The organism is bacterium (assembly GCA_035454885.1).
Classification (GTDB): Bacteria; UBA10199; UBA10199; order JACPAL01.
Genome location: DATIGE010000034.1, coordinates 1 through 18,569, shown reverse-complemented (window position 1 = coordinate 18,569; position 18,569 = coordinate 1). Strand labels below are relative to the sequence as shown.

The following is an 18,569-nucleotide window of genomic DNA, read 5'->3' as shown; positions in this document are numbered from 1 at the left end:
GTGGCCGACCGTGCCCCAGATCTTCATCGACGGCGAGTTCGTCGGGGGCTGCGACATCGTGACCGAGTTGCACGAGCGCGGCGAATTACAGAAATTGGCCTCCAAATAAAAAACGGACGGGCCCGAAGGCCCGCCCGTTCTCTTGTTACTGGTTGCTTTTTTCCTACTGGACGAAAAACACGCCCTTGAGATCCTCCGTTCGGGAGAGTTCGCAGCCGTCTTTAAGCGAGACGACGCGGAACTGATAGTACTGGCCGGATTCGAGCGGGTTGGCGAAGTCGGTGACGTTGTTCGGATCGGCGCCTTCCGAGTCGTTGAGCCACTCGGCGCTTCCATACACGATCGACGGGTTGCTGCCGCTTGAACTGTCGATTTCCGCCTGTCCCATCAGGTTGCCGAAGCTGTCGATGACCTCGATGAGGTACTGCTGCTCCGACGAGTCGTCCTTCCAGCTAAAGGTCGGCGTCAAGGTCGTAACCGTCTCCGGGGTCGTCGCGCCCGGCGAGATGACGTCCAGGGCACCGGTGATCTTGAAGCCCTCGCTGTCGACGATCTCACCCGCACTGAAGTCCTCGTGCAGGACGTCGGTCCCGGAGATGCAGACGTCCGGATCCCGGACCAGGAAGTCGTTCTCGAACGCCGCCAGGATGGCATAGCTGCCCGACGGAATCCCCGTGATGGTGAAGGTGTCGCCCGACGAAAGGTTCGGGGCGATGCCCGGGGCCGGGGCGCGGAGGCCCGGAGGGGTCTCGCCGCGGATCACGGCCTCGTTGAACGTGGATTCAACGACCAGGATCACCGAGGTGGCATCCCCGGCGCCCGGATTCACGATCTGGACGCTGCCGTTCAGGGTGGCCGTCGCCTCGTCATTCATCGCCAGGTTCACTTCCTCCTCCTCGCCGTCGGTCAAGGTCGCCGTCGCGGGTTCGTGATTCACGCCCTGGACGTAGGCCTTCACCGTATAGGTTCCGGCCGGGAGGTTGAAGATCCGGTAACCGCCTTCGCGGTCCGCGATCGCCGAAAAGCCCGCCGTCGGAGACGATTCCGCCACGACGAGGGCCCCCAGATTGTTTTCGGGCAGCTCCACCGTCCCAAAGATCGAGGCCGTTCCGAAGCCCGGCTCCAGCGCGATCAGGCAGACGTCGGTGAGCGAGTTGTCGATGACCAAAAGGTTGCCCTCCGTGACGGGACTCGCCGTGTCGATCGGGATCGCCTGGCGGACTCCCGATGGGAAGGTCTGAAACGCCGCGGCGTCCGTGCGGAGCGTGAAGTCGTCTCCCGCCGGCGTCCCATCCGGGTTGCGCCGCGTCGGGACCGTCAGCTCGTAATTCCCTTCGGCGTCGGTCGTGGCCACGAGGCTGACCGGGGAACCGTTCACGTCCATCGCGACGACCCGCGCGCCATCGATCACGGCCGTCTCATCGGCGCAGTCGAAGACCGTTCCGCGGGCGACGACCTTGGTGTCGAAGCAACCCGTCGTGCCGTCCGTGATTTCTTCGCAAATCGCATCCCCGTCGCATCCGGTGTTCGTCGCCGGATTGCAGAAACAGCCGGTGCCGCCGGCAGGGTCGTTCCGGCATACGAGTCCGGTATCGCACCCGGTTTGTTCCGCTACGTTACAGTCTCCTCCTCCTCCGCCGCCGCACGACGCGCCCCACAATGAGGCGGCCACGAGCGCCGCGAAGGCGAGTCCAGAGACTCGTCCTGCCAATCGATGGAGATTCATGGGATTCCTCCTTTATTTAGGGCTTTGGACATATCGCATTGGCATATTGGGGCAAGTCATTGATGTTTTTTGTGTATTCGGGCGTATACTTTTCGCCATGGCCCTCAAATTGCCGATTTACCTCGATCACCACGCCACGACGCCCGTCGACCCGCGCGTCTTCGAGGCGATGGTCCCGTTCTTGACCGAGCACTTCGGGAACCCGTCTTCCAAGACTCACGCGTTCGGCTGGAGGGCGGAGGAGGTGGTCACCCTCGCCCGCGAGCAGGTCGCCCGGCTGATCCACGCGGAGGCGAGGGAGGTGATCTGGACCTCCGGCACGACGGAGTCAAACAACTGGGCGTTGCGGGGCGTCGCCATGGCCCATCAGAAGCGTGGCAACCACATCATCACGGCGGCGACGGAACACCGGTCGGTTCTGGAGGTTGTGCGCGCCCTCGAAAATTTGGGATTTCAACCGACGGTTTTGCCCGTGGACGGCAACGGCATCGTCGATCCGGGCCAAGTCCGGCAGGCGATCACCGGCAAGACGATCTTGATCTCGATCATGGCGGCCAACCACGAGATTGGGACGATCCATCCGGTCGCGGCGATCGGAGAGATCGCCAAGGAGAAGGGGGTGCTTTTCCACGTCGACGCCGCCCAGGCCTGCGGAAAAATTCCCGTCGACGTCGAAGCGATGGGGATCGATCTCCTCTCGATGTCCGCCCACAAGGTCTACGGCCCCAAGGGCGTCGGCGCGCTTTGGATCCGCGCGCGCGAGCCGCACGTCCGCATCGAGCCGCTCTTTTATGGAGGAGGGCAGGAGAGGGGGCTTCGGCCCGGAACGTTGGCCGTCCCCGCCATCGTCGGCATGGGTCGGGCCTTCGAGATCGCCGGAATGGAGATGGAGTCCGAATCCAAGCGTCTCGTGCTCCTCCGCGAACACCTGAGGAAGGGGCTTATGGACCGGATTCCGAATGTGATCCTGAACGGGCATCCGACGGACAGGCTTCCCGGCAATTTGAACCTCAGCTTCCTGGGCCGGCGCTCGGACGCGTTGATCCCGAAGATCCGCGACGTCGCCGTCTCCTCCGGATCGGCGTGCGCGTCTTCGGAGACGGCGAAGCCGTCTTACGTCATCGAAGCCCTGGGAGGGCCTTCGGAACGGGCCTTGTCTTCGCTTCGCTTCGGTCTCGGGCGGTCTACGACCGAAGAAGAGATCGATTTCGCGATCGAGCGCGTTGTGGAGGCCGTGCGCGCTCCTTCTTGAGCAGAGCGAGTTTTGTCTTGATCCCGCCGCGGCCCGAATAGCCCCCCACCAGCGAAGCGCGGCCCTTTAGGGGAGACCAACCCGTCCTCACCACCCGATGACAGGGGACCGCCGGCGCGAGCGGGTTCCTGCCGACGGCGTTCCCGACCGCCCTCACGGCCTGGGGGCGTCCGATCTTCTGGGCGACCCAGGCATAGGTCCGGACCTCCCCCCGGGGGATTGTCAGGAGTGCTTTCCAGACCCTTTTCTGGAAACTGGTGGCCCTCAGACCGTCGATCTTCTTTAAGAGGGGCGACTTCTTGTCCACATCGGTCATGGAGACTCCTTGTCGACTTGATCGTCTCAAATTGAGAAAAATTATCAGTTTGAGAAGTGATCGTGCCGGAGGGCCGATTCAGGGTCAAATGAAATCAGGGGGTTGCGCGCTGGGACGTCGTGTCATTGTTGGCATGCGAAATGCAAACTTAGTCCTGTATGACGCCTACCAAGCACACGACGACGGACAAAACGATGCAAGCCCCCGTGTCTTCGCCGATGCCGGCGGAAGACGTTTGGAAGGGGCTTCCGGCCGACTCGCAGCTCATCTCCTTCGGAGACCGGTTCACGTTCACCTTCGCTCAAGGGCGCGAGGTGGGTTCGATCCATTTCGACCGCGGACGCGGGGAGATCTTCTACAAGGGGCACAACGTGCGGAACATGGACCTCGAGGAGTGGCAGATGCAGATTCTGGAAGGTCTCAGGCGGACTCTCACGCAGGACGAACAGGGCAAGGCGTTCGCGGACGATTATGGCCGAACGCTCGACAAGATCGCCATGGAAAAACGGCACCGCGCCGCGGATAAGGCATAAGGATCCATGCAAGAGGCATTGAGACATCTTTTTAATCTGGGCCCGAGGGGGATGACGGGGGCCGACTTCGGACGGATCGAGCGCCCGGGGGTGGGCGAGCTTCCGGCCCCGATTTATACCCCCGACCGCAATCTCACCTACTACCGGGACGGGCTGCGGTGGACCTTTTCTTCGGGCCGCGTCTGCATCGACGGCATGGACGTCAACCGCCTGATCAACGACAATCCCGAGAATGTGGGCTTCTTCATGGGGATCGCCGAAGGTCTGAACGATTACCGCAAGCGGATCGTCGCCTCCCGCCGCGAGCAGGACCAGTTCGCCCGCTTCGAAGCGGCGGTCGAGGCCCTCCTGACCAAGCTCCTGGGCAAGCTCAAGAAGTTCTATGACCAGAAGATGTCCGGGATGTCCTGGACCCTCCAAAACGGCCAATTGATCCTGAACGGCATCAACATCCGCTCTTTTTTGGCGCTCTACCGCATCCGGAAGACCGATAAGGCCCGAAAATTCCTCAAGGGCCTGCGGACCAAGCTGGGTCTCCTGATGGAGAACCGGCGCGAGAGCCCGGACTATGAGCGCATCCGAGACGCCATCACCGACCTCTACCGCGAAATCGACGCCGAGCTTCAGTCGGAGGAGGCCGCTCGTTCCGCTCAGCGTCTGCTTCCTCGCGCTGCTCACGCTTTCTGACCGCCTTTTTCCTTCGCTCCTTTGTCCTGAACTCCCGAAATCCCTCGAACACATGATCGGCGCGCGCGCGACCTACGAAGGCGTCGTGTCCGAGGCGCCCCGCCGTTCCGCAAACGGCTGGAAAACGGTCGTCGGGGACGTCTTTCCGGACGGCCGCCTCTCGATCCTCTTGACGATCAGTCAACTGCCCGAGCCGGGCCTCGCGCGGGGCGACCGGATTCGTTTCACGGCCCGTCTCAAACGGCCGACGCGGTATAAGAACCCCGGGAGTTTCGACTACCGGGCCCATCTCGCCCGTCGGGCCGTTCTTCTGACCGGGTTCATCGAGGAGGCGGGGGCGGTCGAGGTCCTGTCGCGGGGCGATGGATTCCTGCGTTCCGTCGATCGCGTCCGGGAGTCCCTCCGGAACCGGATGAGCGCGGCGGCTCCCGGAGCCGGAGGGGCGCTTCTCCGGGCCCTGGTCCTGGGCGATGCCGGCGGGATCACGGAAGACGTCTACGAGGATTTTCGCGCCACCGGCACCTCTCATTTGATCGCCGTATCCGGCCAGCACATCGCCGTCGTGGGCGCGGCCGTCTTCGCCGTCCTTTTTTGGCTGTTCAAGCGGTCCGAGCGACTCTTGCTGTGGATGTCGGCTCGCCGTCTCGCCCTGTCCGTCTCCCTCATTCCGGTCGCCCTTTACACGCTTTTGGCCGGTTCCCCGCCGTCGGCCGTTCGCGCCGCGATTCTTGCAGGTCTGGTGGCCCTGGCCGCGGCCTTGAACCAACGTCCCGACGGGCTCTCGGCGCTGTCGGCCGCGGCGATCCTCATCGGTGTTCTCGATCCCGCGGCTCCGTTTTCGTCGTCGTTTCAGCTTTCGTTCTTGGCCGTGTTGGGAATTCTGATGTTCCGGAGGACTTGGAGAGCCCCGACATGGGTTCTGAAACACCTCGTCAACCCGTTTTGGATGACCATGGGCGCGACATTGATGACGGCCCCGCTCGTGGCCTATCGCTTTCACGACGTCTCTCTCTCGGGTTTCCTGGTCAATTTGGCGGCGATCCCCGCCGCGGGCCTTCTCCTGATCGCCGGAGGCGCGTCCGTCGGGATCGCGGCCTTGATCCCGGGCGTCTTCCTTCCCCTGAAGGCGGTCGCGTGGGCGGCGGACCGGTTTCTCAACGTCCTCCACGCGGCGGCGACGTGGTCTCGGGGTTCCGGTTTGGTCTTGTCGTTTTATCCGACGGAGTGGGAGATGGTGTTGGGGTTCGCGGTCGTGGCGCTGGCCGCCTGGGCCTTTCACCGGCCGCGGCAGGCCTTGAAGCCCGCGCTGCTGGGACTCGTCTTGATCGCCGCGTTTTCCCTGGAATGGCGTCGTTCGGAGGTCGAGGTGGTTTTCCTCGACGTCGGCCAGGGGGATGCGGCCTTGGTGCTCCTGCCGGGCGGCGAGAGTCTCTTGGTGGACGCGGGCGGATTTCTGATTCCAGATCCGAAGGCCCGCAAGGGCTTCGACGTCGGCCGGGACGTCGTCGTGCCCTATTTGAAACGGCGGGGCCTCGAACGCATCGACGCCGTCCTTCTCTCGCATCCCCATCCGGATCACTTCGGTGGACTTCAGGCCGTCTTCGACGCTTTTCCTGTGGGAGAGTTTTGGTGGAGCGGCCAACGCTTTCCCGACGCGTCGTTCGACGCCTTGCTGGAAGCGGTCCGGCGGCGGGGGTCGATTCAGAGGGTGCTACGGTCGCCGCAATCCTTTGCCTGGGCGGGGGCGACGGTGGACGTGATTTATCCGGGACGGATCGACCGGTTCCGGTCGATCAACGACAATTCCCTCGTGGTCCGTCTCAACTTTGGCTCCGAGGGCGTCCTCTTTGCCGGAGACATCGAGGATCTCGGCGAGGGGGCCTTGGCGGACCGCGTGCCCATTCGCGCCACCGTTCTCAAAATTCCGCATCACGCGAGCCGGACGTCCAGCTCCGTGGCCTTCATCGACAGCGTCCGCCCTGAAATCGCCGTTGCGAGCCTTGGCGAGGACAATCTCTTCGGCTTTCCCCACGAGGGCGTCTTGGAAAAATACGAGCGGCGGGGCGTCAAGGTCTACCGCACGGACCGGGACGGGGCGGTGACGGTCAAGCTCTTCCCAACGTCTCCCAGGAGACCACCCGCCATCCGAACGTTTTTTTCCGGAGAGTGACGCGCACCCTGTAGACGGTGCCGTCGGAGAGGTAGGCGTAGGCCTCGACCTCGGCCAGCTTTTTCTGGATTTCCCTGACGGAGCCGATCTCAACCCGCTCGAGCTTGCTCCGGCCAAAGTCGCTCTCTTTGTATTTCTTCCCGTACTTCTGGAAGTGCCTTTGAACCTTGCCGTGCGCGGTCTGGGGCGAGGGGACGCGTCCGCCGCACGAGACGACGAAGAAAACCAAAAGGACCAGCGCGACCGTTTTTTTCACGTCGGCGTTATAAGGAAGCTCTCCCGATAACGCAAGGCGACAACACAGCGTGTCATAAATATATGATATTGTTAATGTTTTTGGTTTTACAGCTTTGACCATATATGGTAAATCTTCCGCCATCGTTCATCCATCAACGTCACGACCGACTGGAGGTGACCTATGATTGGAGCGACGCGTGGCCTTTCCCTTTCGGTCCTCACCTACAATCTCCACCTTTTCGGCGACACGGCCCTGTACCGGCACGGCGGCGTGTTGCAGGAGACCGGTTTCTACTACAAGGATCACGAGCGGCTCCCGCAGATCATCGCGGGGCTCAGGCGTACGGAGGCCGATGTCATCGGACTCACGGAGGTCTGGGACGAGGGGATGCGGGGCGAGATCGAGGGCTCGCTCAAGGACCTCTACCCGTACCACGTTGCCTCCCCGGCGGCCGCGGGGATCGGGCGCGTCATCAACGACTTTCAGGACAAATGGCCCCTGCTCGCCCAGATTCTGTTCGGCGCGGGAGGCGGCGTGGTGAATCATTTCACGAAGGGCCACTACAGCGTGGGCAAGACGGGACTGCTCACGGGGCTCATGAATTATCTGTCGGAAGAGCAGGTGCCGAGGGCGATCGCGCGGTGGCTCCGGTCGGGGCCGGTCTGGGGAGCGGGGCTCTTGTTCCTGAGCCGCTATCCGATCGTCGCGTCCGATTTTCATCCTCACGACGAGAGGGCCGACTGGGAGGTGTTGGCGGGCAAGGGCGTTCTCGAGGCGACGGTCCGGCCGGACACGGGGCCGGAGATGACGTTTTCGTTGGGGCATTATCAGGAAGGAATCTCGCCCCGGGCGATGCAGACGCGCGGGCGTCAAATCCACCGGGCGCGGAACCGGACGCGGAAGGTGCCGGCGTCCCTCTTCCATATCGGCGATTTCAATGTCGCAGGCGCGACACGGGAATACGCCGCCATGAGCCGCACGATGTCCCTGCGGGACGTCAATGCCGGCGACACGTACCTCGAGCCGAATCCCTATCAAGACAAGCTGCAGGCGCCGAGGTCTCAAGACGCGCGGACGCAGAGGATCGACTACATCTTCCACAGCGGCGATCTGGTGATGGAATCGGCGCGGATCTTGAGAGGGGAGTTCCGCTCGCGCGACGCGGAGCACGACCTGTCGGATCACTTTCCGTTGTTAGCGCGGTTTTTTCACAGACCCGAAGTCACTGCGATCTGAGCCCGGCACAATCTTCTTGCAGGAAGAAAAGAATCGGCTAATTTACCGCGGTTTCTACGAAGGTGCCGGGCGCTTAGCTCAGCGGTAGAGCACTTCCTTCACACGGAAGGGGTCGCAGGTCCGATTCCTGCAGCGCCCACAAACTCATTTTTCTATGGACAGAGATCGAAGCGGCCCTCTAGGGCGACGAGGGCGACGGTGGGGCCTCTTGTTCGATAACCGGGCTGATGCCGGTCGAGGTCGCTCCGCCGGATGTGGAGTCCGAACAAAGGGGACAGCCAGGACATGCCGGGCAAACGGGACAGCTCGGACATCCGCCCCCCGATGAGGTGCAGGTCCGCTGCATATCCTGAAGGACGGCGGACTGCGCCGCCTTGAAGTAATCTGCCGCCGCCTGGAGATCCTTCAGCGGGTCTCCAGAGGGCACGAGGAGGTCTGGCCTCTCGCGCGCGGGACAGACGCTACGAAGCTGGTCCATCCAGGCATTCAGTCGATTCAAGATATCTGAATGTTCTTTGAGGCAGGCGGGCCGTCGGTCCTCTTGGGGAGGGGTGGGCGTGGGACTTTCGCCGAGCCTTTCGGGACTCTCAGTTAGGGGCACGAGCGGGAGGGGGGCGATCACTTCCAGGCTGCAGCAAAAAGGATCGGGGAGGATGGTCAGCAGTCCCTGTGATGCGGAGGCGTTTCTTGCGGAACACTCCGTGGTGCAGTTGCTGCTGCAACCGTCTCCGCTCACTCGGTTCCCATCTTCGCATTCCTCTCGCGCGCCCTTGATGCCGTCGCCGCATTCGAGTTTGCAGGTACTGTTGCATCCGTCATCGTTGGCCAGGTTCCCATCGTCACATTCCTCGACCCTCTCCACCCGCCCGTTGCCGCAGTGAAGAGGAGGGAGGGCTTCCGTGGGTCTCTTGATCCCCGGCCTCCACAACCAATCCGATGAGGGCCTCAAAGACGTCAGGCCTGCCGCCCGGGCGCTGCCGAATGCGCCGAGCACTAGGGCCAGGGCGAAACCGAGGACGACGGATTTCTTCATGAGACCCTCCTGTCGAATCGTTGAGGGTTTGATTTGCAATTGTCAGGCCAAATTTCTGAAGGGGATCATCAAGAAAGGCACTGATTTTCAATGGATTATGTTCGAGAGCGGGCAGGGATCCATTATCACTATGATAAGATTATCACATTGATAAAAGTAAGAGGGTCCGATTGGCAGAAGGCTGCAGGGCCGTTGGGTCGTGGCGCGAACCGGATCATCAAGAAACAAAAAGCCGCCGAACAGTCGTTCGACGGCTTCGTACTTTTTCCCGACGTTTCTCCGCTCCGCTACTTCTTATTCTGATCGCCCAAATACACCCACTGGGTATGTTGCGTCATCCCGATGAAGCGGTAGCGCTTCGGGCTCAAGGCCCGGAAGAAGAGCTTGAGGTAACCCTTGAAGCCACGCATCCGTATGATCGTCAGGGGATGGAGAAGAACATCCTTGGTTTTGATCACTCCAACAAACATGGCTAATCCCTCCAACGATTAGACGAAGCAATTGGAATGCCAGTGCCAAAAAAAGTCAACCAGTTAATATTATTGATGAATTTTGTGAGAGCCACTCCCTCTTCTGGGTCGGTGCCAACCCATCTTGCCGACACGTATGTCAATTTTGAGTCACCGTCTATACCGCTTCCCGCGGTACAGCGCTCGCTACGGCTCGCAGAGGAAGCTAGTCCCTGACGAGGCTCGAAGAGGAGGGGACCAGCAGGACCTTGCCGGCCGACGGATCTCCGGGCGTGTCCGTTTCGCTGTTCCACCGCCGCAAATCCTGGAACGGGATGCCGTACCTTGCGGCGATGTCCGTGTAGGATTCACCGGGCGTGACGACGTGGAAGGCCGGCGGCGAGAGGATCGACGCCACCTGTCCCGCCGAATGCTGGACGAAGCGGGACGCGAAGGTCGGTTGCCGTCCCGCGGGAAGCCGGATCTGGCTGCCCGCGGGCAATGAGAACCGGCCCGAGAGGACCGTCTCCGAATAGGCGGGATTCAGCTCCTTCAGGCTCTCCAGCGGCGTGTCGGACAAGAACGCGATTTCGGGAAAACTCATCGTCGCGGGGAGTTGGACGGGGTCGAATTTCCAGGGCGCCTCCTTCAAGATCCTCCCGAAATATTTTTCATGGTTCTCGTAGACGTGCAGGGCCGCCAGGAAGGACGGATAGAAATTGCGCGAGGCGAAGGCGTAGCTCCCGCCCCGGAATTCGCGGATGATCCGGCCGATGTCGCGCGTGCCGAGCTTTTGAACGGCCTTTTGGAGGTTGCCCGGGCCCGAATTGTAGGCGTTGATGGCGAGCGGCCAGGTCCCTAAGAGGTCGTAGTTGCGCAGAAGAAGCTTGGCTGCGCCGTGGGTCGCGACGATCGGGTCGTAGCGCTCGTCGAGGTCCTTGTCGACCGTCATATAGCGGCGCGCCGAGTCCGCCATGAACTGCCAGAGCCCGGCCGCCTGAACCTTGGAAAGGGCGCGCTCGCGAAACATCGACTCCACGAAGACCAGCCGCGTGATCTCCTTGGGGACCCCGTAGTAGGCGAACACCTCTTCGAAGAGGGGCATGTACTTGCCCGAACGCCTCACGGCTTCCGCAAAACGGTCCTTGATCCCCGTCTGCGTCCTCAGGCCCTCCTGGGCCTTTTTGTATTTGTCCGCGTCATGGACGTGCTGGAAGAGTCTGGAAATCCTCAGCGCTTCTTCGGAGAGGGGATGGAGCCCCTCCCATTCGTCGAGCTCGGCCAGGGCGGCCTTGATCCGCGCCGCCGCCGCGCCGATCTCCGCCTCCCGCGCGGCCTTTTTCTCGGAATCCGGGAGGTCGCGGCGGTCGAGGTCGGAGAAATCCAGGACGCCGTATTCGATCTCCAGATGATCCATGTCGTGCAGGACGACCTGGTTCGAGTCGTAGACGGCGTAGACCTTTTTCCAAAAGTTCACGATGGGCTCGATCGAGCCAGGCACGTCGAATTTTGCGGAGACGGCATGCGCCCCATGCGAGAAATCGGGCAGGCGGGAGGGGGAGACGAGTTTGCGGCCGGCCTGCAGGTTTTCGATCTCGGCGAGGTCTTCACCGGAGAGCTTCAAGGGGATGGCCGCGGCCGGCGGCTCGAGCTCCGAGGCCTCGCCGAGGGGCTCCGGATCCTCCGCGACGACGGGAATCGGCGGTGCGACGCGGGTCTCGTGGGCCAGACGGGGAAACAGTTCCGGCAACTCCCGCCCGAGTCCGGCGAACGTGAAATGGAGGCCGGCGCCCATCCCCAGAACCAAAACCGTCGCGGCGATCGCGCGTCCCTTCACTTTCAGATCCTCCAGAAAATCAATATCCTGAATCGCACCCGAAGGGTGTATCTCCCTATGTATGACGAAACCTAGAAAGAATCCAGGATCGTTTCCAGGATCTCCTCCTCCGCGCGGGCGATGTTATCGATCGGGGCGTTGAAGTCGTTGAAGAGGAAGGAGAACGCGAGCCGGGCCTTGTCGTCGAAGACGTAGCCGGAGAGGGCCTTGACGTCGTTCAAAGTCCCGGTTTTCGCGTGCATTCTGCCCGTCACCTTGCCTCCCTTGAACTTGCGGGCGAGGGTCCCGTCCACACCGCCGATGGAGAGGGCGGCGACGAAGTCGTCCCTCCACGGCGAAACGTAGAGGTCATAGAGCAGGCGGATGAAGTCGTCGGCGGCGACGCTGGAGAGGCGGGTCAACCCCGACCCGTTGTCCAGGACGAAGTCAGGCCCCGGGATGCCCAGCGATTCAAGGTACTCGCGCAGGACCTTCAAGCCCTTGGGGATCGAACCCGGAGGACCGAAGCGTCTGGCGGCCATCGCCTTGACGAGCTGTTCGGCGGTAAAGTTGTTGCTGAACTTGCCCAGGCTTCTCAGGATTTCCCGGAGCGGCTTGGAGCTGTGCGTGAAGAGAAGGAGGGCGTTCGCCGGCACGGCCTCGCGCCGGAGCCCCCCCTTGACCTTGATGCCGTGCCGCTCGAGAGCCTCCAGGACGACGGTCCCCGTGTAGATCGCCGGGTCCGGAACGCCGCGCTGGAAGTTGTATTCCTGGATCGTCTTCGGAATGGTGCCGTGAATGCGAATGACGTTGGTCTCCTTCTTGGCCTTTCGCGGCTTGGATTCCTTGACTTCGGCGTCGAGGTCGACGTTCGCCCCGGCCCACGCCGTCTTGGCCTCGTTCTCGACGGTGACGTAACGGGTGGGCGGGTCGATGGAGATGACCGGCTTCTCGCCCAGCCGCCGAGCGGGTTTGGCGCGGATCTTGATGCTGTTGAAGTTGAAGGAGAGCGGGCCCGTCATGATGCTGTAGAGCTTTTCGTTCACGTCCGCGATGTAGGTCGTCAGGTTGTTCCGGTCGTAGTAGGTGTCGTCCACGAAGACGTCGCCGTCGATTCTTTTCAGGCCCGCCGCCTTGAAGCGCGTGACCAAATCCTCCAGCTCCTCGGTCACGAAGAGGGGATCGCCGTAGCCCTTGATCCAAAGATTGGGCAGGCGCCCGTCCGGGCCGATCAGCGCGGGCGCGTAGAACTCCGTCGGGAACGTGTAGTCGGGGCCCAGCGTCCTGAGGGCCGCGGCCATCGTGATCAGCTTGATATTGGAGGCGGGGTTCAAACCCTGTCCCGGATTCTTGGCGTAAAGCACGCGTCCGTCGGGAATGGAAACGATCTTGATGGACATCTGGCTGTCCGCGAGACCGTTCTGCTTGAGAATCCACTCGACGCGGTCCGAGAGGTTCGCCGCCGTCGCCGAGGGGGCCAACAGGAGGAAACCGAGGATCCAAAATTGCTTTTTCAAAAAATCTCGCATACTTTGCTTTGACGTTGACAGATCAGGGGCGTTTTTTCCAGTCGGTTTGCAGTCTTTTGCTCGTCGCGTTTGCGGTGTGCGCCGGCACGGCTTGCCGTCCCGCGCTCAAGACGCCGCCGGACACGCTCGTCGTGGGAATTGAGTCTTCCCCCGCGACGCTCGATCCGCGTCTCTCGGCGGACGCGTACTCCTCCAAGATCACGCAGCTCCTTCACAACGGGCTTTTCCGGTTGGACGAGCGCCTGCAACTCCAACCCGATCTCTTGGAGAGTTACGAGGAGGTCTCGCCGATCGAATACCGCTTCAAGCTCCGCCCCGGCGTCGTCTTTCACGACGGGACCGCGCTCGACGCCGCCGACGTGATGTTCAGCCTGAATTCCGTCAAGGACCCGGCGCTCGCGTCGCCTTTCCGGGGGGCGATGGAGAAGATCGAAAGCCTCACCTCGGACGGTCCTCTAGACGTGGACGTGAAGCTCAAGGAACCGTTCGCGCCATTTTTGTCGTCCCTCACGATGGGCATTCTCCCCTCGGAGGGCGGCGATCCGGCCGTCGGCACGGGCCCATTCCGTCTCGAATCCCTCAAGCCTGCGGAGTCGGTGAGCCTGGCCGCGAACGGCCGTTATTACCGGGGCGCGCCCAAGACGGGCCGGGTCCTCTTCCGCGTCATTCCAGACGACAATCTGCGTGTCTTGGAGATCAAGAACCGGCGCGTGGACGTCCTGCAGAACAACGTCCCGCCGCTCCTCTTGGAGGCCCTCAAGGGCGACGAGGGGCTCGTCTTGGAGACGACGGAAGGGATCAACATGACGTACCTTGGGATGAATTTGCGGGACGATCCCCTGAAACGGCCCGACGTCCGGCGCGCGATCGCGATGGCCATCGATATCCCCGGCTTGATCGAGTACCGCATGGCGAAACTCGCGCGCCCCGCCACGGGGCTTCTCTCGCCCGTGCATTGGGCCTACGAGGGCGACGTGGCGGCGACTCCATTCGACCCCGCCAAGGCCCGCGAGCTCCTGGACCAGGCGGGATTCCGCGATCCGGACGGCGCGGGGCCGCTTCCGAGGTTCACGATCACCTACAAGACCTCCACGAAGAAGGACCGCGTCGGGCTCGCCCGTCTCATCGCCCGTTATCTCAAGGACGTCGGGATCGAAGCGCGCGTGTTGCCGCTCGACTGGGGCGTTTTTTTCTCCGACGTCGGCAAGGGGAATTTTCAGCTCTACTCCCTCACGTGGGTGGGCGTGACCGAGCCCGATCTGTTCTTCGAGGTTTTTCACAGCTCCAAAACGCCTCCGACCGGTCTCAACCGGGGGGGCTACTCGGATCCGATCGTCGACCGACTGACGGAGGAAGGGCGGCGGGTGGTGAGCCCCGAGGAACGAAAGGCCGTCTATTCGGAGGTTCAAAAAATACTCGCACGGGAGCTTCCGATCATCCCGCTCTGGTACGAGAGCAACTATGCCGTCTTCGGCAAGAACGTGAAGGGCCTGCGTCTGAGGCCAAACGCCTCGTTCGAGTGGGCGGCGGAGGCTTACAAGGAACCATGATCGGGTACTTGATCAAACGGCTCTTGTTCTTGATCCCCATCCTGTTGTCCGTGTCGACGTTGGTTTTCTCCCTCATTCACCTGGTCCCCGGAGACCCGGTCGACCTCATTCTCGGGGAGCAGTCGATGCCCGCAGACCGCGAGGCGATGCGCAGGGCCCTGGGGCTCGACCGTCCGGTCGTCGAACAGTACGGGCGCTTTCTCAAGGGCCTCGCCACGGGAGACCTGGGGACTTCGCTGATCGAAAAGCGGCCGGTGGGGCGGATGATCCGCGAGCGGTATCCCGCGACCCTCCAATTGGCCGTCCAAGCCATGCTGTTGGCGCTCGCGATCTCCCTTTCGTTCGGCGTCGCCGCAGCCGTCCGAAAGGGGACCGCGGTGGACCACGCCTCGATGCTTGGGGGCCTGATCGGCATCTCCACGCCCGGGTTTCTTCTCGGCCCGCTGCTCGTCCTGCTCTTTGCGGTCAAGCTCGACTGGCTCCCCGTCTCGGGACGAGAGGCGTGGGCGAGCTCGCTCCTCCCGACGGTCACCCTGGGCGCGGGGATGGCGGCGATCCTGACGCGGCTCACGCGTTCCACGATGCTCGAAACCCTCCGCGAGGACTACGTGCGGACGGCGCGGGCGAAGGGGCTCCCGGAAAGAGGGGTCATTCTGCGTCATGCCTTGCGCAACGCCTTGAATCCCGTCGTGACCGTCGCAGGCCTCCAGTTCGGCGTGCTCCTCGCCGGAGCGATCGTGACGGAAAAGATTTTCGCCTGGCCGGGCCTGGGCTCGCTCGTGGTCCAGGCGCTCGAACGGCGGGACTATCCCGTGGTGCAGGGGTGTATCCTTTGCATCGCCGTCTCCTACGTGCTGGTGAATCTCTTGACGGATGTCGTCTATGCGAAACTTGACCCCAGGATTCGGCTTTAAATTCGGACTGGCCGTCGTCGCCGTCGCGGTGTTGGCGGCGGCGCTCGCGCCGTGGATCGCGCCCCACGACCCGAACGGCTTCGATCTCGCGCTTCGTCTCTCGCCCTCGCGGCCTGGACATTTTCTGGGGCTGGATGAAGAGGGGAGGGACCTCTTCAGCCTCATTCTTTGGGGTGCGCGCGTCTCCCTCCTGGTCAGCGTGTTGACGGTTTCCGGCTGCGCCGCCCTCGGGACGGTGTCGGGATTGACCGCCGGCTACTTCGGCGGGCGATGGGACCATGCCTTCACCTTCGTGACGGACGTGATCCTGTCGTTTCCCTCGATTCTCCTGCTCATCGCCTTCGCGGCCTTTTGGCGGGACGGCGGAGTCCTGTCCCTCGTCGTCATCCTGACGTCGGTGGGCTGGGTTGGCTACGCCCGCGTCGTGCGCGGCCAAACGCTTTCCCTCAAGGAGCGCGATTACGTCAAAGCCGCGATCGCGGCCGGCGCCTCGACGCCGCGCATCTGGTTAAAACACCTCGTGCCCAACCTCCTCGCCCCGCTTCTCGTTCAAGCGACCTTCGGCATGGCCGGCGTGATCCTGGCCGAGTCGACTTTGTCCTTCTTGGGGCTGGGCGTTTCGACGGACATCCCGACCTGGGGGCGCTTGATCGACCAGGGCGTGCAGTACCTGCTCATCGCCCCGCACGTGGCCCTCTGGCCGGGCATGGCGATGGCCGCGGTGATCCTGGGGTTTAATTTCTTGGGGGATGGGTTAAGAGATCGTCTGGACGTGAAGGAGGTCCGGTGAAAAGAATTTTCGGGGATGTGGCCAAACTCTTCGTCTGGGGCTTTGAGGGGATGTCCGTCTCTTCGCGGCTGAAGGCCCTGCTTCGCGCGCACCCCATCGCCGGCGTCGTTCTTTTCAAACGAAATATCGCGACGCTCGAAGGCATGAGGGCCCTCAACCGGGACTTGAAGAAAATCGGCGGACGCCGGTTCTTGATCGCGATCGACGAGGAAGGCGGGCGCGTGAGCCGGCTGCCGGCCGTCGCCCTCAAGTTCCCTCCCGCCGCCTTTTGGGGGAAATTGTTCGAGCGTGAGAAGGATCTCCGCCTGGTGACGCGCATGGGCCGCCTTCTCGGGCGCGAATTGAAGTCCGTCGGCGTGAATCTGGACTTCGCGCCCGTCTTGGACGTCAACTCCAATCCCCAAAACCCCATCATCGGCGACCGGGCCTTCTCGGGCGACCCAAAGACGGCGGCCCTGGTCGCGCTCGCCTTCGAAAGAGGCCTTCGACGGGAAGGGATCCTCACCTGCGGAAAGCATTTTCCGGGCCACGGTGACACGACGACCGATTCGCACCGGACGCTCCCCAAAGTGCGGCGAGTCAGGGTGGGGCTCGAGCGGGTCGAGATTCTCCCTTTCCGGAAGGCAGCCGCGGCGAGGATCCCCATGCTCATGACCGCCCATGTCGTCTATCCGGCGCTTGATCCGAAACTCCCCGCCACCCTCTCGCCGAGAATCCTACAGGGCCTCTTGCGGAAGGAGATGGGGTACCGGGGTGTCGTGATCTCCGATGACCTCCAGATGAAGGCGATCTCGCGAAAATACGCCCCCGATGAGGCGGCGGTCTTGGCCCTGGAGGCCGGGTGCGACCTCCTGCTGGTCTGCGAGGGGTTCGAAAAAATGGGGACCCGGGTCATGGAAAAGACGGCCCGGGAGGTCTCCAAAAGCCCCCTCTTGAGGCGACGCCTGACGGAGAGCCTTGCGAGGGTCGTCCACCTCAAAGTGGGGTCCTAAGTCCCCGATTTGTGTCCGATCCCTGGCACGCCGCGAAAATCAGGGCTGGATTCTATAATAATATCAGCATCTTAATATCTGTTTTTTAGTGCCAATTTGGCATTTGAGTTGCTTCTAGAACGATAGGGACCCCCTCATCGAGAAGGGAGGCCCTTAATTATGGGTTCTGATTTACCACAAATTAACGCACCCTCGTTCACTCCGACGGCAGTTCGGGCCGAACCCGACAAGGAGGAAGCGAAACGCGCGGAGGACCGCCTCCAAGCGCGGATGAATGAGGAACTCAATCGGGTGGGGGGCGACGAGGCCCGTCTCCGGGTGACGGCCACGCTCGTCCGCGAGTGCCGCAGGGATCTGCTCGCAAGGGGGATCCGCGCCGAGTTCGTCCCGACCTATCTCAATAATTATTTCCGCACGGGAAACGGTTCGTCGATCCCGAGGGACGACGCCGATGCCGATGCCGTGAACCAGGCGTTGAACGAGCCGATTCCGGCCTCGGAAATTCCCGATCCCGCCGCTGCGGGCCGGGATGACGACGCCGCTGCCCGACGGGGCCCCGATCCACGCATGGCAATACCCCGGGACGGCGCGCGTGCCGCTACCTCGGCCGCGGATCGCACGGATACCCCGGAATATGCCCGGGCGGACAACATGGTGGAGCAGTACCTCAGCCGTGCCCCGGCGCCGCGCACACGCGACGATTTCCTGCAGATCCGCCAAATGATCCGCTCCCTCGTCACGCCGGAACAGCTGAGCGACCGCGCGCTCGACACGCTCTTGACCCGGCGCTTCCCGGGCGTCGATCGCGGCTTGTTGGGAGTCTCCACACCCGAAGCGCCCGTTCCGACTGCGCCGGTCGCCGCCACGTCCGGCGTTCCGACGGGCGAGGCGCCCGCCGAGAGGCCCTCCTTTTTCTACATGGGGCATTCCTTCGGTCCGGGCCGAGATGCCGATCCGGAGGCTCAGCAGGCCCTTCTTAATTTTGGCAAGCTATTGCCGGCTGTTGAAAGGCGCGGTTTTAACCTAACAGGGGTTCCCATTCCGAATCAGATGCCTAGCCCGGGACCGTCGGGTGACGGTTACACCCTGGCGGATTCCTCCGTGGGTACGTGCTCCGATGAAGGCGGGTCCGGGACCGACAGGCCGGAGGGCGGGGCCAGAGCGAGCGGCGCCCGCCCAGGGCGGAGGGATCTCAAGCTCGGCTATATACGTTGCGGCATCCGCCCCTAATCCCTCAAAAGACTATCCAATTTTCCTTCCCGGTCCAATACGGCCAACTCGTCGAAGCCACCGATCATCTCATCCCCGATGAAAATCTGCGGCACGGTCTTCCATCCG

Annotated in this window: 19 protein-coding genes and 1 tRNA gene; 12 read left to right on the top strand and 8 right to left on the bottom strand. The window is 62.6% G+C overall.

Features of this window, described 5'->3' with window-relative positions:
- A partial coding sequence (locus VLJ37_06110) for a monothiol glutaredoxin, Grx4 family (GenBank protein ID HSA59242.1) occupies positions 1-109 on the top strand: 109 nt, incomplete at its 5' end.
- 54 nt (positions 110-163) lie between these two features.
- On the opposite strand, the gene VLJ37_06105 is transcribed toward VLJ37_06110, so the two are convergent.
- Positions 164-1,726: a carboxypeptidase-like regulatory domain-containing protein gene (locus VLJ37_06105; GenBank protein HSA59241.1), complete on the bottom strand. Its 1,563-nt coding sequence runs from the start codon at positions 1,724-1,726 to the stop codon at positions 164-166.
- Between the two features lie 97 nt (positions 1,727-1,823).
- Here VLJ37_06105 and VLJ37_06100 point away from each other — a divergent pair, with 97 nt between their 5' ends.
- A complete protein-coding gene (locus tag VLJ37_06100) occupies positions 1,824-2,978 on the top strand; it encodes an aminotransferase class V-fold PLP-dependent enzyme (GenBank protein ID HSA59240.1) in 1,155 nt (384 codons plus the stop codon).
- Here the strand turns inward: VLJ37_06100 and VLJ37_06095 are convergent.
- Positions 2,911-3,294 carry an MGMT family protein gene (locus tag VLJ37_06095; GenBank protein ID HSA59239.1) on the bottom strand — a complete coding sequence of 128 codons (384 nt, stop codon included), beginning with the start codon at positions 3,292-3,294 and terminating at the stop codon, positions 2,911-2,913. The genes VLJ37_06100 and VLJ37_06095 overlap by 68 nt on opposite strands.
- A gap of 158 nt (positions 3,295-3,452) precedes the next feature.
- Here VLJ37_06095 and VLJ37_06090 point away from each other — a divergent pair, with 158 nt between their 5' ends.
- Genes VLJ37_06090 through VLJ37_06080 form a run of 3 tightly spaced genes read left to right on the top strand, consistent with a single transcriptional unit; the run spans position 3,453 to position 6,684 of the window.
- Positions 3,453-3,827, top strand: coding sequence for a hypothetical protein (locus VLJ37_06090; protein ID HSA59238.1), 375 nt, complete (start codon positions 3,453-3,455; stop codon positions 3,825-3,827).
- Positions 3,828-3,878: 51 nt separating this feature from the next.
- Positions 3,879-4,514 (top strand): hypothetical protein, encoded by a 636-nt coding sequence (locus VLJ37_06085; GenBank protein HSA59237.1) that lies wholly within the window; start codon positions 3,879-3,881, stop codon positions 4,512-4,514.
- Positions 4,396-6,684 (top strand): DNA internalization-related competence protein ComEC/Rec2, encoded by a 2,289-nt coding sequence (locus tag VLJ37_06080; protein ID HSA59236.1) that lies wholly within the window; start codon positions 4,396-4,398, stop codon positions 6,682-6,684. The genes VLJ37_06085 and VLJ37_06080 overlap by 119 nt, the downstream gene beginning before the upstream one ends.
- Here the strand turns inward: VLJ37_06080 and VLJ37_06075 are convergent.
- Positions 6,620-6,940, bottom strand: coding sequence for a hypothetical protein (locus VLJ37_06075; GenBank protein HSA59235.1), 321 nt, complete (start codon positions 6,938-6,940; stop codon positions 6,620-6,622). The two genes, VLJ37_06080 and VLJ37_06075, sit on opposite strands and share 65 nt — an antisense overlap.
- A gap of 162 nt (positions 6,941-7,102) precedes the next feature.
- Between VLJ37_06075 and VLJ37_06070 the strand changes: the two genes are divergently transcribed.
- Positions 7,103-8,158 (top strand): endonuclease/exonuclease/phosphatase family protein, encoded by a 1,056-nt coding sequence (locus tag VLJ37_06070; protein HSA59234.1) that lies wholly within the window; start codon positions 7,103-7,105, stop codon positions 8,156-8,158.
- A gap of 67 nt (positions 8,159-8,225) precedes the next feature.
- Positions 8,226-8,297 (top strand) — tRNA-Val (locus VLJ37_06065).
- Positions 8,298-8,336: 39 nt separating this feature from the next.
- Here the strand turns inward: VLJ37_06065 and VLJ37_06060 are convergent.
- From VLJ37_06060 to dacB, 4 genes are all read right to left on the bottom strand, one after another.
- Positions 8,337-9,191: a DUF4215 domain-containing protein gene (locus tag VLJ37_06060; protein ID HSA59233.1), complete on the bottom strand. Its 855-nt coding sequence runs from the start codon at positions 9,189-9,191 to the stop codon at positions 8,337-8,339.
- Between the two features lie 287 nt (positions 9,192-9,478).
- Complete coding sequence (locus VLJ37_06055; protein ID HSA59232.1) at positions 9,479-9,661, bottom strand: hypothetical protein; 183 nt, start codon at positions 9,659-9,661, stop codon at positions 9,479-9,481.
- A 205-nt stretch (positions 9,662-9,866) separates the two neighbouring features.
- On the bottom strand, positions 9,867-11,477 hold the full coding sequence (locus VLJ37_06050) for a transglycosylase SLT domain-containing protein (protein HSA59231.1): 1,611 nt from the start codon (positions 11,475-11,477) through the stop codon (positions 9,867-9,869).
- A 71-nt stretch (positions 11,478-11,548) separates the two neighbouring features.
- Entirely contained in the window at positions 11,549-12,973 is a 1,425-nt protein-coding gene (gene dacB / locus VLJ37_06045; GenBank protein HSA59230.1) for a D-alanyl-D-alanine carboxypeptidase/D-alanyl-D-alanine-endopeptidase, read from the bottom strand.
- A 20-nt stretch (positions 12,974-12,993) separates the two neighbouring features.
- Between dacB and VLJ37_06040 the strand changes: the two genes are divergently transcribed.
- The 5 genes from VLJ37_06040 to VLJ37_06020 all read left to right on the top strand — a co-directional run bounded on the left by VLJ37_06040 (position 12,994) and on the right by VLJ37_06020 (position 18,461).
- Positions 12,994-14,535 carry an ABC transporter substrate-binding protein gene (locus VLJ37_06040; GenBank protein HSA59229.1) on the top strand — a complete coding sequence of 514 codons (1,542 nt, stop codon included), beginning with the start codon at positions 12,994-12,996 and terminating at the stop codon, positions 14,533-14,535.
- The gene (gene nikB, locus VLJ37_06035; protein ID HSA59228.1) at positions 14,532-15,449 is read left to right on the top strand and encodes a nickel ABC transporter permease; all 918 of its coding nucleotides are present in this window, start codon (positions 14,532-14,534) and stop codon (positions 15,447-15,449) included. Before VLJ37_06040 ends, nikB begins: the two co-directional genes overlap by 4 nt.
- Positions 15,418-16,239: an ABC transporter permease gene (locus tag VLJ37_06030; protein ID HSA59227.1), complete on the top strand. Its 822-nt coding sequence runs from the start codon at positions 15,418-15,420 to the stop codon at positions 16,237-16,239. The genes nikB and VLJ37_06030 overlap by 32 nt, the downstream gene beginning before the upstream one ends.
- Entirely contained in the window at positions 16,236-17,231 is a 996-nt protein-coding gene (nagZ, locus tag VLJ37_06025) for a beta-N-acetylhexosaminidase (GenBank protein ID HSA59226.1), read from the top strand. The genes VLJ37_06030 and nagZ overlap by 4 nt, the downstream gene beginning before the upstream one ends.
- A gap of 270 nt (positions 17,232-17,501) precedes the next feature.
- A complete protein-coding gene (locus VLJ37_06020; protein ID HSA59225.1) occupies positions 17,502-18,461 on the top strand; it encodes a hypothetical protein in 960 nt (319 codons plus the stop codon).
- On the opposite strand, the gene VLJ37_06015 is transcribed toward VLJ37_06020, so the two are convergent.
- A partial coding sequence (locus VLJ37_06015; protein ID HSA59224.1) for a glutaredoxin occupies positions 18,458-18,569 on the bottom strand: 112 nt, incomplete at its 5' end. The genes VLJ37_06020 and VLJ37_06015 overlap by 4 nt on opposite strands.

Coding starts and splice junctions, on each gene's coding strand:
- VLJ37_06085 (HSA59237.1), top strand. CDS start 3,879: ATGACGGGGGCCGACTTCGGACGGATCGAGCGCCCGGGGGTGGGCGAG.
- VLJ37_06105 (HSA59241.1), bottom strand. CDS start 1,726: ATGAATCTCCATCGATTGGCAGGACGAGTCTCTGGACTCGCCTTCGCG.
- VLJ37_06030 (HSA59227.1), top strand. CDS start 15,418: ATGCGAAACTTGACCCCAGGATTCGGCTTTAAATTCGGACTGGCCGTC.
- VLJ37_06060 (HSA59233.1), bottom strand. CDS start 9,191: ATGAAGAAATCCGTCGTCCTCGGTTTCGCCCTGGCCCTAGTGCTCGGC.
- VLJ37_06090 (HSA59238.1), top strand. CDS start 3,453: ATGACGCCTACCAAGCACACGACGACGGACAAAACGATGCAAGCCCCC.
- nikB (HSA59228.1), top strand. CDS start 14,532: ATGATCGGGTACTTGATCAAACGGCTCTTGTTCTTGATCCCCATCCTG.
- VLJ37_06080 (HSA59236.1), top strand. CDS start 4,396: ATGAGCGCATCCGAGACGCCATCACCGACCTCTACCGCGAAATCGACG.
- VLJ37_06020 (HSA59225.1), top strand. CDS start 17,502: ATGAATGAGGAACTCAATCGGGTGGGGGGCGACGAGGCCCGTCTCCGG.
- VLJ37_06055 (HSA59232.1), bottom strand. CDS start 9,661: ATGTTTGTTGGAGTGATCAAAACCAAGGATGTTCTTCTCCATCCCCTG.
- VLJ37_06100 (HSA59240.1), top strand. CDS start 1,824: ATGGCCCTCAAATTGCCGATTTACCTCGATCACCACGCCACGACGCCC.
- VLJ37_06095 (HSA59239.1), bottom strand. CDS start 3,294: ATGACCGATGTGGACAAGAAGTCGCCCCTCTTAAAGAAGATCGACGGT.
- VLJ37_06070 (HSA59234.1), top strand. CDS start 7,103: ATGATTGGAGCGACGCGTGGCCTTTCCCTTTCGGTCCTCACCTACAAT.